Source organism: Streptomyces sp. NTD91 (genome assembly GCF_059510455.1).
Genome location: NZ_JCAJZW010000002.1, coordinates 1 through 12,215 on the forward strand (window position 1 = coordinate 1; position 12,215 = coordinate 12,215).

Below are 12,215 nucleotides of genomic sequence, written 5' to 3' on the forward strand. Positions count from 1 at the left end.
CCAGTGGTTGGCCTGCCAGAAGGACCACGCCTGGCAGGGGCTGTGGTACCGGCTGTTCATGTAGTTGAGGCCCCACTTGATCTGGGTCGCGGGGTTGGTGCGCCAGTCGGCGCCGGCGGAGGCGTACTTGCCGGCGGGCAGGGCCTGGAAGAGGCCGTAGGCACCGGAGGAGGCGTTGACCGCCTGGTAGTTCCAGCTCGACTCGTTGTTCACGATGTTGCTGAAGCACTGGAACTGGTCGGCCGCCACCATCTGACGTGCCATCGCCTGGATCTGCGCGACGGTATAGCTGCTCTGGACCGGGAAGCTGGAGGAGTCGCGGGCGCTGTCACGGCTGGCCGCGGACTTGGCCTCGGCGCGCGCCTTGGCGTCCTTGGCAGCCTGCTCGGCCGCCGCCTTCTTGGCGATGGCGGTCTCGGCGGCCGCCTTGCGGGCCGCCTCCTCGGCGTCCTTCTTGGCGCTCGCGTCCGCCGCGATGGCCTGGGCGTCGGCCTGATGCGTCAGCGACGCGGACTGGACCTGCGCCTGCTGACCCGCGGGTATGTCGGCGAGGAGCGTGGTGTCGGCTGCCGTCGCCTCGGCGTCGTTGTTGTTCTGCGCGACGCTGCCCGAGGCAACTCCGACGACGCTTCCGACGGCGGTGACCGCGGTGGCCGAGGCCACTGCGAATCCCCGGACCGAAATCCGGCTCACACGGTTTCCTTCCAGCATCGCCCGCTTCGGTGACCCTGGCGGACGCAATCGTGCCCCTGACGCTGGCCTCCCAACTGCGGGGTCACGGGAGGCACGGGCCCGGTGGGCAACTCCCGCTGCGGGGAGAGGCCGCGTGGTGCTCGGGCGGCATACGACGAACTCTATGGAGTTGGTGGTGCTGCACCTCCCCCACTGCCTTGAGGGCGTGGGCGGTGCGCCCAGGGGTACAGGTGTGTCGTATGCGGGGCCTGACAGGACTGAGACTCTGCCGTAACCGGACGCCGGGTGGCAATTCTGTGTTGCGTGTGAAAGCTCACATCCCGTTTGGCCCTGGGGATTTCCGGAAAGCTCCACACGCCGAGGCGCCGTCCGGCTAGGCTCTGGGCCTTTGCCGAACGGCGCCAACGGCCGCGCGCGAGGGGTCAGATGTGGCCGTCCTCCAGCATTTCGGTCACAAGTGCCGCGATCTGGGACCTCTCGGACCGGGTCAGCGTGACGTGCGCGAAGAGCGGGTGCCCCTTCAACTTCTCCACCACGGCGACGACTCCGTCGTAGCGCCCGACGCGCAGATTGTCCCGCTGCGCCACGTCATGGGTGAGAACCACCCGTGAATTGGCGCCGATCCGGGACAGAACGGTCAGCAGCACGTTCCGCTCCAGCGACTGCGCCTCGTCCACGATCACGAACGCGTCGTGCAGCGAACGGCCCCGGATGTGGGTGAGCGGGAGCACCTCCAGCATCCCGCGCGCGGTGACCTCCTCGATGACCTCGCGGCTGGTGACCGCCGAGAGCGTGTCGAAGACGGCCTGCGCCCACGGACTCATCTTCTCCGCCTCGGTGCCGGGCAGATAGCCCAGCTCCTGCCCGCCGACCGCGTACAGCGGGCGGAACACCATCACCTTCTGGTGCTGACGGCGCTCCAGGACCGCCTCCAGGCCCGCGCACAGCGCCAGCGCCGACTTGCCGGTGCCGGCTCGGCCCCCCATCGAGACGATCCCGACGTCGGGGTCGAGCAGCAGGTCGAGCGCGATGCGCTGCTCGGCGCTGCGACCCTTGATGCCGAACGCCTCCCGGTCGCCGCGCACCAGGCGGATGTTGCCCTCGGCGGTGACCCGGCCGAGCGCCTTGCCGCGCTCCGAGTGAATGGTCAGGCCAGTGTGCACGGGCAGTTCGGCGGCCTCGGGGACGTACAGGCGTCCTTCCTCGAAGAGGATGTCCACCTGCTCACCGGACAGCGTCAGTTCGGACATTCCGGTCCAGCCGGAATTCTCCGTGATGGCGAGTTCGGCGCGGTACTCCTCGGCGAGCAGCCCGACGGAGGACGCCTTGATCCGCAGGGGCAGGTCCTTCGAGACGACCGTGACGTCGTATCCCTCGGCCTGCAGGTTGCGGGCGACCGCGAGGATGCGGGAGTCGTTGTCCCCCAGGCGGTAGCCGGTGGGCAGCACGCTGGGGTCCGAGTGATTGAGCTCGACACGGACGGTGCCGCCGAGATCCCCGATCGGGATGGGGGCATCGAGACGGCCGTTCCGGACCCGGTAGTCGTCCAGCAGGCGCAGGGCCTGGCGGGCGAAGTAGCCGAGTTCCGGATGGTGCCGCTTGGCCTCCAGTTCCGTGACCACCACGATGGGAAGCACGACCTCGTGCTCGTCGAAGCGGGTCAGGGCGTTCGGGTCGGCCAGCAGGACGCTGGTGTCGAGAACGTAGGTGCGCCGGTCTGGCTTGTGGCGCTTTGCGCTGGTCACCACGGAAGGACGTACCCCCTCGGATGAGGTCGGGGAGCGACGAGAACGAGCTGGACCGGTCGACGGCCGCCCTGCGCGGGCCGCGAACCGGCCCCCCGCCTCTTCGTCCGTGCTGTGACCGCACGATCGGGCTGGTGCAAAGGGCCTCCCGGGCGGACGGCCCCGTGCCGCCCGCTGAGATCCGACACCCGTGGTTCGGGTGTCGACCTGTCTGGCTTATGCCCTCGAACATGCACCGCCATGCAAAAGCGGCCACCGGCGTGCCGGTGAACTCCTCGTTACGTCCGCACGAATCCGGGGTACAGGAACGCCCCGCCGGTGCGGTGGCCGGCGGGGCGTCGGGTGCGGTTCAGCCACCGTAACGGCGGTGACGTGCGGCGTAGTCGCGCAGGGCGCGCAGGAAGTCGACCTTGCGGAAGGCAGGCCAGAAGACCTCGCAGAAGTAGTACTCGGAGTGCGCGGTCTGCCACAGCATGAATCCGGACAGCCGTTGCTCACCGCTGGTGCGGATGACCAGGTCCGGGTCGGGCTGGTCACCGGTGTAGAGGTGACGGCCGATCATGTCGATGTCGACGGACTCGGCGAGGTCCTCCATCGTGCTGCCCTTGTCGTGGGCGTCGAGCAGCATGGAGCGCACGGCGTCGGCGATCTCCTGCCGGCCGCCGTAGCCGATGGCCACATTGACGAGTATGCCGTCGACGTGGGCGGTGGCCTCCTCGGCCTCCTTCAGTGTGCGCTGCATCCCGGCCGGCAGCAGGTCCATCGTGCCGACGTGGTGCACCCGCCAGCGGCCGTCGGCGGCGAGGGTGCGCACGACGTCCTCGATGATGCCGAGCAGCGGGACGAGCTCCTCCTGCGGCCGGTCGAAGTTGTCCGTGGACAGCAGCCACAGGGTGACGACCTCGACGTCGGTCTCGGTGCACCAGCCGAGGAATTCCTCGATCTTGTCCGCGCCGGCCCGGTGGCCGTGGACGGTGGTGGAACCGGACGCCTTCGCCCAGCGGCGGTTGCCGTCCATGATGACGCCGATGTGCTTGGGCACCTGAGCGTGGTCCAGGTGGCCCTCCACCCGGCGTGCGTAGAGCCTGACGAGCAGGCTGCGCAGGTTGTCGCGCAGGTTCACGGGGCCCTCCGGGGGTTTGGCGGCGGGATCGGGGTGCGGTGGGTGCCGGAGCCGTTGAGCCTACCCCCGCCGCAGGCTCGGCTCCGGCCCGGGGTTTGGGGCCTGGGGGCGGGGACTTGGCCCCTTCCCTGGGACGCCGGGCCGGCGCCCGCCGGTTCCCGCGGTTCCCGTCGAAAGGCCCGCGGACGGCCGGGACGAAAAACGGGCCGGTCCGTGGGGGGGAGACGGACCGGCCCGAGGGGGGGTTTCCACCATAACCCTTCGTGAGGGATCGCGGGTGCATCAGCGACCCACCACTACTCTCCGGAGTCGACCGGCGACGCCCCGGTGAGCGTGGAAGGTGCGGTTCAGGGGGGCCTCATGGCTGATTCACAGCCGATTCCCAGGGAAAAACGGTCGGATACGACCTGATTCGGAGGGTTCTGAAAGGTTTACGCCGTCCAGTGGGCATGTCGGTGAGTCGCATCCGGCGTCCCCCCGACGGGCTACCGTGTCGGCGAACGGCGACTTGACGGTTCCGGTGCATCGTCCGGTTTCACGGCACCGCGCAGCCCCCTCCTCTGCGCGGTACCGGCCGCGCGGGTTTGCCAACGCGCATTACCTTGGTCTGAACCTATGTGACGGATGAGGCCGCCGTGAACCTCACGGGATAACGATGTGGAAACCTTCGGTCCCGGGTCCGTCAGCGGGTCGGTTTGCGGGCATCGAAGAGGTGTCGGGTGCTGTGCGCCACGAACGGGCCCTCCTTCTCGATCCGCCCGTGCAGCGCGCGAAGTCGGGGCTCGTACGCCTCCACCGTGAAACCCGGCACCATCCACACCACCTTGCGCAGGAAGTGGACGACGGCGGCGATGTCGTGGAACTCCATCCGCAGCCGCTCCGCACGCAGCCCGGCCACCTCCAGGCCCGCCGCCTCGGCCCCGGCCCGCTCGCGCTCCGGATCCCGGCCGGAGCGCACCTCCTGAGGCAGTGGCCCGAGGAAGTACTCCACCAGCTCGAAGACGCTGGCGGGCCCGACGTGCTGGGCGAAGTACGTTCCGCCCGGCCGCAGCACCCGGGCGATCTCGCCCCAGTAGGGCCGCACCGGATGGCGGCTGAGCACCAGGTCGAACGTCTCGTCGGCGAACGGCAGCGGCGCGTCGTCCGGGGCGGCGACCACCACGACCCCGCGTGGCCGCAGCAGCGCGCTCGCCTTGGCCACGTTCGGCGGCCAGCCCTCCGTCGCGGCGGCCAGCACCGGCCGGGCCGGGGCCGCGGTGGTGAGGACGAAGTCGAGCACCTCGCCACCGCCGGTCTGGATGTCCAGCACGGCCTCCGTCCCGGCCACCCGCTCCCCCGCCGAGGCGGCGTAGCCCCACGAGGGCCGCTCCTCGCTCGCCCGCCCCTCGAACCAGGAGAAGTCCCATCCCTCGGTCGGCACGGCGACGCCCTCGGCCACGAGGTCTTCGAACGAACGGTTCATCGGCATGTGCGCCATGGTTCCAGGGCGATGTCCACAGGGCCTGCTATTTTCCGCCCGCATGACGACGCCTACGACGACGTACTTCGCCGGTGAGAAGCAGACGCTGCACGCGAGCCTGGACCGGCACCGGAACGCCGTGCTCTGGAAGCTCGACGGCCTCGACGACGAGCAGCTGCGCCGGCCGATGACCCCCAGCGGCACCAACCTGCTGGGACTGGTGAAACACCTGGCCTCGGTCGAGTACGCCTGGTTCGTGGAGACGTTCGGCGACGAGCCCGAACCGCTGTGGTTCGACCCGCACGACGACATGCGGGTCACCCCCGAGGAGACGACCGAGCGGATCGTCGGCTTCTACGGCCGCGCCCGCGCCGCCGCCGACGCCGTGATCACCCGGCTGCCGCTGGACGCCCAGGGCAGCCCGGCCTGGCGGGACGTCACCGTCAGCCTGCGCTGGACCCTGGTCCACATGGTCGAGGAGACGGCGCGGCACGCGGGCCACATGGACATCCTGCGGGAGCTGATCGACGGCGCGACCGGCGACCATCCGCCGGTCACGGGCTCCGGCTGACCGCGATCGAGGTCACGCGGTGGCCCCCGGACCGCCGAGCACGAGCAGGACGTGCTCGGCGTCCCCGTGCCGCACGGTGCCGACCCGCTCGAAGCCGTGTCTCTCCAGCAGGCGGACGGAGGCGGTGTTCGCGTGGAAGGGGTCGGCGTACAGGGGCCGCACGCGCTCCAGCTCCAGGAACATGCCGAGCGCACGGGTGCCGACGCCACGCCCCCAGTACGGCCGCCCGAGCCAGTACCCCACGAACCGCCGCTCGTCCTCAGCCGTCCAGGAGACGACGTGCCCGGCCGCCTCGCCGCCCACGGTGACGGTCCGTACGAGGCAGCCGGGATCACCGAGGACGCGCTGGCGCCAGTGCGTGAGGAAGGCCTCCCGCGGCCGAGGGGAGAACCTCGACCGCCGGACGGCCTCCGGCTCGTGCTCGTAGGCGAGGAAGACGAGCAGATCCTCGTCGCTGACACCCCGCAGCCGCACTTCACTCCGCCCGTCGCGCTCGTCGCTCATGCCAGGAAGTGTGTCAGCCACCACTGACAACGCCCACCACCTGCGGTTACGGCACCAGCGGCCGGACTTCAGCGGCGGCGAACCGCACGAACCCCTCCGGGTCGGGCTCGTCTCCCGTCGGCTGCAGTACGACGGTGTCGGCACCGGCCTCGGCGAGCCGCCGTACGGCCGCGGCCACGGCGCCCGCGTCCCCGGCCACTCCCACCTCCGTGGCCGACGCCAGCCCCTCGGCGGCGAGTTCGGCGCGCAGCCGGGCGGAGGCGTCGGCCCCGGTGGCGGCGAGCAGATAGACGACGACCTGGTGACGCTCGCCGCGCCCGGCCTCCTTCTGCCCCTCCTCGATGAGCCGCCGGGCCCGCCGTACGTCGTCCGGGGAGCAGGAGGCGGTGAGGACCGTGCCGTCCGCCTTGGCTCCGGAGAGCCGGAGCGTACGCGGCCCGGTGGCACCGGCGAGGACCGGCACCGGCCGCTTCGGCGCCCAGTCGAGGCCGACGTCGTCCAGGGACACGTACCGCCCCCGCACGGTGAGGCGTTCGCCACCCAACAGGGAGCGCAGGGCGTCCAGATGCTCACCGAGGAGGGTGAGCGGCGAGGCCGGACGGGCACCGACCTGCCCCATCCAGTCCTGCACCCCGTGCCCGACGGCGACGGTCGCGCGCCCCGGGAACATGCGGTGCAGGGAGGCGGCCTCCATCGCGGTGAGCGCCACGTTCCTGAGCGGCACCGGCAACAGCCCGACCCCCACCCGCACCCGCTCGGTCCAGGCGAGTGCGGCTGCGGCGGTCGACATCCCGCCCTCGCGGAAGCAGTCCTCCCACAACCACAGCTCCTCGAGCCCCGCTTCGTCCGCCACACGGGCCACGTCCTTCAGCCGCTCGGGCGGGAGCTGGGGGCGGAAGACGACACCGAGTCCAGTCATGAGGTTCTTCCTAGTGGGGAGAACGTGGGGTGACAACTGGTTTCTGCTGGTGGAGGGTTGGCGGCGCCGAGGGATCCCGGGAGGAGACGGACGTGGGAAGACGCTGGCGGGACGGCGCAGGCAGGTTGATCGTACCCGGGCCTGAGGAAGGGGCAGCCCCGCTGGTCCTTCCCTTGGAAGTCTCCGCTTCCCACCGGGCCCGGACGAAGGGCCTGCTGGGCCGCGACTCGATCACCGGGGCGATGCTGCTGTCACCGGCAAGCGGGGTCCACACCTTCGGCATGCGCATCCCGATCGACGTCGCCTACCTGGACCGCGACCTCACCGTCCTCGCCGTCCGAACGATGAAGCCCGGTCGCATGGGCCTGCCCCGGCTACGGGCGCGGCACGTGTTGGAGGCGGAGGCGGGTGCCATGGCGGGGTGGGGGCTTGCCGCCGGCGTTCGGGTTGCGGTCGAGGCGAACTGAGCGTCGTCGCGTGGCGCGGCCCGGCAGCCTGACGCACCGCCTGCCGACGTCGCCTCAGAACTCCTTGCTGAGATCCGTTCCTTTGGGGGCGCGGAAGCAGCCGGAGACGACGTGGACCTGGATCATGGGTTGCTGGGTTCCCTCTGAGCCCGTGATGTGCAGGGAAGCGTTGACCGAGAAGGGCTCAGTTTGCGAATCGGCGGTGATTTCGAGGTTCTTGTTGGCACTGGTGTCACGGCCGTATGCGACAACTTTCCAACCGTTCTTGGGCAGACTCTCCCTCAGGCGGCGGAAACCGGCCTTCAGTTTGTCAGGAGCCACTTCGTAGATCGACCACGGGTGACGCATGCGGTAAGAGTGTTCAGGGTCGTCGTCGCAAAGGGAGACACCAGCGCCCCCGCCTGCCACCCTGCCTCCATCGATTCCGATCATGTCAAGAATCTGACTGGAGAGGCGGTTGGCTTTCGTCCTTGCCTGGTCGACCGCGAGAGTCGCCCGCTGAGCGGTATGATCGGCAGAACTCACGTCATCGCTTTTCATGTCGTTTGAGCACCCCGTCATGACGAGGGCCAAGACACCGGCTGCTGAGCAGAAGGCCAGTCGGCGCCAAGCCAGTTGCTGCCTGCGAGGGTTCACTTCTCTTCCTTGACGTCACCGTATTTACCGACTACAACCGCCCCCTGGTTCCCCAGTGACGTCGATCCTCTGTCCCAGTAGCCGCTGTGCCCACTGGTGTCCACATCCATCCGGTGACCCCCGAACGCCTCGTCGGACGGGATGGTCGTGATGTAACCGACGTCGTAGGGAATCCCGTGGTAATGGTGCACGCCCCACTTCTCCCCACCGAGGAACCCCCGGCCGATGTAGGGCACCGGATCGTCGCCGGCGGCCTCGGACCATACATGGTTGCTCCCCACGCCCAAGTCGCTCGCGTCGCCGACCAGCATGCCCGGACTGCCCGCAACCACGATGTCGTGGGCCGCGATGTGGTGTTCCTTGGTGGCAGCGCCGACGACGGTGGTGCCGTAACTGTGGGCAATGACCGTGGTATGGCTCGACGGCGTACATGCGCCGGAGCCGCTGCGAGCGGTCTGCAGACCGTCCAGGAAGTTGTTGAGCCTGGGGGCGGAGTCGTAGGCGTAGCTCGACGACGGGGAGTCGGTGAGGACGTTCTGCGGAGCGTCGTAACCGATCCAGGTGATGGTGGACGTGGTCTTGCCCGGAGCCTGCGCATGCGCCTCCTGCCACGTATCCGTCATCCGCTTGATGTCGCCACCGGCATTCGCCAACCGCGACCCCGTCCCCGGCACGTAAACGGCTGTGTTGTCCGCGGTATCCGGGTTGCCGTTGGCGATGACCGCGTGTCCGAGGCCCTTGGTGTCGAAGCCGAGCAGGTACGCCTGTGGCAGGCCGGGCCTGCCATCCGGGCCGGGCACGCCGCTGGCGTCCAGCCGGTCCTGGATCGCGTCCATGCCCTTGAGCATCTCCCGCACCCGCACGCCGCCGACCCTCTGCCACTGCTGCCAGTTCGGGTTGACGACGGCTGACGGAGGGTCGCCGCCCTGGACGTACTGCGGCGGCTCCGGCCCCAGCCGGTCGTACTCCTGCGCGAATTGCGCCCGTGTTTCCGCCAGCACGATCCGGTTGGAGGTGTCACGCACCTCGGACGGCAGGCCGTCGAGCGCGCCGATCTCGGCGGGGTGGAGGGTCGCGTACTCATCGCGCTGGGCGTCGGTGAGGCTGTCCCACCACTTCCTGTTCTCGGCGGGAGACTTTCCGTGCGGGACCTTTCTCTCGTCGAGGTGGTGGGCGACGGCCTTCTGCACGGCTCGCATGTCCTCGGCCGCGTCGACCAGCATGCCGTCGGTGACGTCCAGCCCGGCTGGGGCCTTGAGCCTGCGGAGCACCGACGCGTAGCGCGCGTCGATCTCGCCTGCCTCGCGCATCGCGCTCGCGATGCGTTCGGCGATGTCCTCGGCCAGGGCCTTGTTCGGATTGCCGCCGCCCTCACCCTTGCCCGGCGGACAAGGGACAGGCGCACCCGCCCGCGCCGTACCACCGCCCACGCCCGGAACCGACGGGGCCGACGCCGGGACGCCGTCCTTCGGGGCAGGCGGCGGATACGTCACCGAGCCGTCCCCGTTCACCGTGAACTTGAACGCCTCGGCGTCTTCCAACGCCTGCTTCAGCTTTCGCTGAGTTCCTTCCAGATCGGCGGCGAGGGACTCCAGCGTCGTCCGGACCAGCCCGCACTCGCCGTGGACGTACTGGTAGTTACGACTGAGACGGTCCAACTCGCCTGCCGCCCTGGTGGCCGTCTCCCCCTTCTGGGTGGACCGGACCGGAATCGTCATCTCCCGGTCGACCCGGAGTCGGGCGGCGTCCGCGCGGTGGCTCACCCTGCCCCAGCCGTCGGCGGCGTCCCGGTACTCCGACGGCTTCAGGTCGCGAAGTTGCTGCCAGGTGGGCACGAGCCTCACCGGGCCCAGTCCGGGGTGCTGCCCACGGGGACGCCGCGCACTCGGCCCGCGACGTGGTGGTCGACCTCGCCGAAGCGCTTTCCCGTCCCGGCCAGGGTTCCGTGCAGCCGGCCGCATTCGTTCCGGACGGCGGCGAGCCGGGCCTCCCAGGTGGCGCGTACCTCATTCAGCGCGGCCGTACAGTCGAATCCCTCGGCCCCACGCGTCACACCAACCCCGGTCTCCTTGAGGTCGGTCAGACCGTTGTCTGTACCGGTGTGCAGTTCGTCCGCCACGCGGGACGCGCTCGTCCACGGTGTCCTGCTGATCCGCAGATCGGGGTCGCCGACGCGGGGCGGAACGCCCACGGCCTTCTCCCAGTCAAAGCCCACGCGCCGGCCCTTCTTCCACCATGCGTGGTCCCTCCCCGTGTCTCTCGTCGGCTGCTGCGACCGCGTCCAGCTCGCTGCCGCACTGCCGGCGTGGTCGAGGAAACTGTAGCTACCGCGTGTAATCGACCCGTTCATATCAGTCACCACGCGGCATCGGCGTTCGTCCTCGGACCGCGTGATCGTCTGCCGTGTGGGGAGTGCGTCCCTCCGGCAGAAACGATTCCGGGCTGTGGCTGCCGCCCTGGGGCTTCGCGGCTTCCTGACGGTGACGCGCGGCACCGATTGGCCGGAAACCGACTGCTGCCCGCAGGCTTGCCGCCGTTGACACTCCCACGGCAGGTCACCGACGAGGGGTCCCCCACTCCCTCGCTCAGTCGTGTGCCGGCGTCGTATGCGTCGTCCCCGCGGCCGTCGGCGGCTTCCCCCTCCCGCAGGCACCCCCGTTGTCAGTGGCGCGCCCTAGCATCGCGGCATGCGAGCTTCAGGGACGTTCAGGGTCGAGGAGTTCACTCCGGCTCAGGTGCGACTGCCGGAGCCGGTCGTCGAGACGGCGGTGCCGGTCGGGGTGGCCACGATGCGGAAGCGGTACGAGGGCGAGGTCGCCGGCGTTTCGGGGACGCTGTTCACCGCGGCGTACGACCAGTCCACGGGGACCGGCACCTATGTCGCCATGGAGTCCTTCGAGGGAAGCCTCGGCGGGCTGAGCGGCGGCTTCAACTTCGCCCACTCTGCGACGACCCTCGGGGAAGGCAGAGAGGCTGAGTTCTTCGTGATCGTGCCGGGGAGCGGGACGGGAGCACTCGCCGGGATCCGCGGGGCCGGCGGTGTGCGGATCGAGGCGGACGGCACCCATCGGATCTGGTTCGAGTACGAGGTGAGCGGCGGCGGTTCCTAGAGTCCGGTCGGGCTTGTCGCCCGCGGCGTGGTCAGCGGTTCAGCGGCGTGACGCCGAATCCGGATCCGTCATGGGCTTCCGGTGCGACGGTGGCCATCAGCGCCCCGTCCGGGAGCACGGGATTCCGCCGTGCCACGCGCACGGCCGCCGCGACGCCGAAGGCCGCGATCCGCCCGCGCCCTGATCTGCGCAGGAGTCAGCGTCCGAGCCGCTCTTTCCTGCAGGAGGGCATGCAGACTGGTCTCTCGTGCCTCCGCCACGATGGCGAGCCGGTCACGGACTTCGGCGGGTACGCGGATCACGCCATCAGCCATTCCGGCAGATACGTCGCGTACACACCGAGCGCCGCCCTCTTCCCGACCGGTACCGGTCAGCTCGACGAGCGCGGGAACGACACCTCCACGCGGCGGTTCTTGCGCCGACCCTCCTCCGTGGAGTTGTCCGCGATCGGGTACTGCTCGCCGTAGCCTCGGACCTCGAAGGTGATGTTCGGGTCGTTCAGGTCCTGGTCCAGGACGGCCTGTACGGCGTCGGCGCGTTGCCGGGACAGGACGTCGCCGTGGGCGGCGGAGCCGAGGTTGTCGGTGAAGCCGAAGACACGGACCTGGGCCGCGTTCTGCTTCTTGATCTCCTCCGCGATCGTGGCGATGCGGGACTTGGCCTCGTCGCCGAGTTTGGCACTGTCCTTGCTGAAGAGGACCTCCGCCTGGAGCGCGAAGGTCACGTCGGCGTTGGTGTCCTCCCGGCGCTCGTCCCCGCTCTGGTCCTCCACGACCGACTTGATGTCCAGCACCTTCGGCGCGGCCAGGGTGGCGCCCTCGGGGAGTTTCAGGTCGGGGTCCTTGGGGTCGATCTTCACCGGTGCCGCGGCGGAGGGCGCCGTGTCCGGAGGCGGGCTGGGGTCCGTGTCGTCGGCCTGAGCCGGGGTGACGGCGAGGAGGAGGGCGACGGCCGTCAGGGTGAGGGCGAGGCGGGGTGTGGTCACTTC

The 12,215-nt window shown here is 69.9% G+C and carries 13 protein-coding genes; 3 read left to right on the top strand and 10 right to left on the bottom strand.

Annotation, left to right across the window (positions count from 1 at the left end; all coding sequences use genetic code 11):
• The 4 genes from AC5WRT_RS02695 to AC5WRT_RS02710 form a co-directional block, all read right to left on the bottom strand.
• Positions 1–693: aggregation-promoting factor C-terminal-like domain-containing protein (locus tag AC5WRT_RS02695; protein ID WP_496099893.1), on the bottom strand; the 693-nt coding region annotated here is incomplete at its 3' end.
• Positions 694–1,115: 422 nt separating this feature from the next.
• Positions 1,116–2,441: an RNA 5'-3' helicase PhoH2 gene (gene phoH2, locus AC5WRT_RS02700; protein WP_496094513.1), complete on the bottom strand. Its 1,326-nt coding sequence runs from the start codon at positions 2,439–2,441 to the stop codon at positions 1,116–1,118.
• Between the two features lie 346 nt (positions 2,442–2,787).
• Positions 2,788–3,561 (bottom strand): isoprenyl transferase, encoded by a 774-nt coding sequence (locus AC5WRT_RS02705; protein ID WP_496094514.1) that lies wholly within the window; start codon positions 3,559–3,561, stop codon positions 2,788–2,790.
• A 682-nt stretch (positions 3,562–4,243) separates the two neighbouring features.
• Positions 4,244–5,029 (bottom strand): class I SAM-dependent methyltransferase, encoded by a 786-nt coding sequence (locus AC5WRT_RS02710; protein ID WP_496094515.1) that lies wholly within the window; start codon positions 5,027–5,029, stop codon positions 4,244–4,246.
• Between the two features lie 52 nt (positions 5,030–5,081).
• Between AC5WRT_RS02710 and AC5WRT_RS02715 the strand changes: the two genes are divergently transcribed.
• A complete protein-coding gene (locus AC5WRT_RS02715; protein WP_496094516.1) occupies positions 5,082–5,591 on the top strand; it encodes a DinB family protein in 510 nt (169 codons plus the stop codon).
• Between the two features lie 12 nt (positions 5,592–5,603).
• Here the strand turns inward: AC5WRT_RS02715 and AC5WRT_RS02720 are convergent, their stop codons facing one another.
• Together AC5WRT_RS02720 and AC5WRT_RS02725 are read right to left on the bottom strand one after the other, a co-directional pair.
• Complete coding sequence (locus AC5WRT_RS02720) at positions 5,604–6,095, bottom strand: GNAT family N-acetyltransferase (protein ID WP_496094517.1); 492 nt, start codon at positions 6,093–6,095, stop codon at positions 5,604–5,606.
• A gap of 46 nt (positions 6,096–6,141) precedes the next feature.
• Positions 6,142–7,014 carry an LLM class flavin-dependent oxidoreductase gene (locus tag AC5WRT_RS02725; protein ID WP_496094518.1) on the bottom strand — a complete coding sequence of 291 codons (873 nt, stop codon included), beginning with the start codon at positions 7,012–7,014 and terminating at the stop codon, positions 6,142–6,144.
• A gap of 92 nt (positions 7,015–7,106) precedes the next feature.
• Between AC5WRT_RS02725 and AC5WRT_RS02730 the strand changes: the two genes are divergently transcribed.
• A complete protein-coding gene (locus AC5WRT_RS02730) occupies positions 7,107–7,481 on the top strand; it encodes a DUF192 domain-containing protein (RefSeq protein WP_496094519.1) in 375 nt (124 codons plus the stop codon).
• A 54-nt stretch (positions 7,482–7,535) separates the two neighbouring features.
• On the opposite strand, the gene AC5WRT_RS02735 is transcribed toward AC5WRT_RS02730, so the two are convergent.
• From AC5WRT_RS02735 to AC5WRT_RS02745, 3 genes are all read right to left on the bottom strand, one after another.
• Positions 7,536–8,021 carry a hypothetical protein gene (locus tag AC5WRT_RS02735; protein WP_496094520.1) on the bottom strand — a complete coding sequence of 162 codons (486 nt, stop codon included), beginning with the start codon at positions 8,019–8,021 and terminating at the stop codon, positions 7,536–7,538.
• A 92-nt stretch (positions 8,022–8,113) separates the two neighbouring features.
• Complete coding sequence (locus AC5WRT_RS02740; protein WP_496094521.1) at positions 8,114–9,961, bottom strand: alpha/beta hydrolase; 1,848 nt, start codon at positions 9,959–9,961, stop codon at positions 8,114–8,116.
• Positions 9,958–10,332 (bottom strand): hypothetical protein, encoded by a 375-nt coding sequence (locus AC5WRT_RS02745; RefSeq protein ID WP_496094522.1) that lies wholly within the window; start codon positions 10,330–10,332, stop codon positions 9,958–9,960. The genes AC5WRT_RS02740 and AC5WRT_RS02745 overlap by 4 nt, the downstream gene beginning before the upstream one ends.
• Positions 10,333–10,804: 472 nt before the next feature.
• Between AC5WRT_RS02745 and AC5WRT_RS02750 the strand changes: the two genes are divergently transcribed.
• Positions 10,805–11,227, top strand: a complete 423-nt coding sequence (locus tag AC5WRT_RS02750; protein ID WP_496094523.1) for a DUF3224 domain-containing protein — start codon at positions 10,805–10,807, stop codon at positions 11,225–11,227.
• Positions 11,228–11,597: 370 nt separating this feature from the next.
• Here AC5WRT_RS02750 and AC5WRT_RS02755 read toward each other — a convergent pair whose 3' ends face one another.
• Positions 11,598–12,212, bottom strand: coding sequence for an OmpA family protein (locus AC5WRT_RS02755; RefSeq protein ID WP_496094524.1), 615 nt, complete (start codon positions 12,210–12,212; stop codon positions 11,598–11,600).
• Positions 12,213–12,215: the final 3 nt, after the last annotated feature.

What these genes read in the sequence shown, in the direction of transcription:
- AC5WRT_RS02725 (WP_496094518.1), bottom strand. Translation starts at nt 7,014, where the DNA reads ATGACTGGACTCGGTGTCGTCTTCCGCCCCCAGCTCCCGCCCGAGCGG.
- AC5WRT_RS02710 (WP_496094515.1), bottom strand. Translation starts at nt 5,029, where the DNA reads ATGCCGATGAACCGTTCGTTCGAAGACCTCGTGGCCGAGGGCGTCGCC.
- AC5WRT_RS02715 (WP_496094516.1), top strand. Translation starts at nt 5,082, where the DNA reads ATGACGACGCCTACGACGACGTACTTCGCCGGTGAGAAGCAGACGCTG.
- AC5WRT_RS02735 (WP_496094520.1), bottom strand. Translation starts at nt 8,021, where the DNA reads ATGAAAAGCGATGACGTGAGTTCTGCCGATCATACCGCTCAGCGGGCG.
- AC5WRT_RS02750 (WP_496094523.1), top strand. Translation starts at nt 10,805, where the DNA reads ATGCGAGCTTCAGGGACGTTCAGGGTCGAGGAGTTCACTCCGGCTCAG.
- AC5WRT_RS02720 (WP_496094517.1), bottom strand. Translation starts at nt 6,095, where the DNA reads ATGAGCGACGAGCGCGACGGGCGGAGTGAAGTGCGGCTGCGGGGTGTC.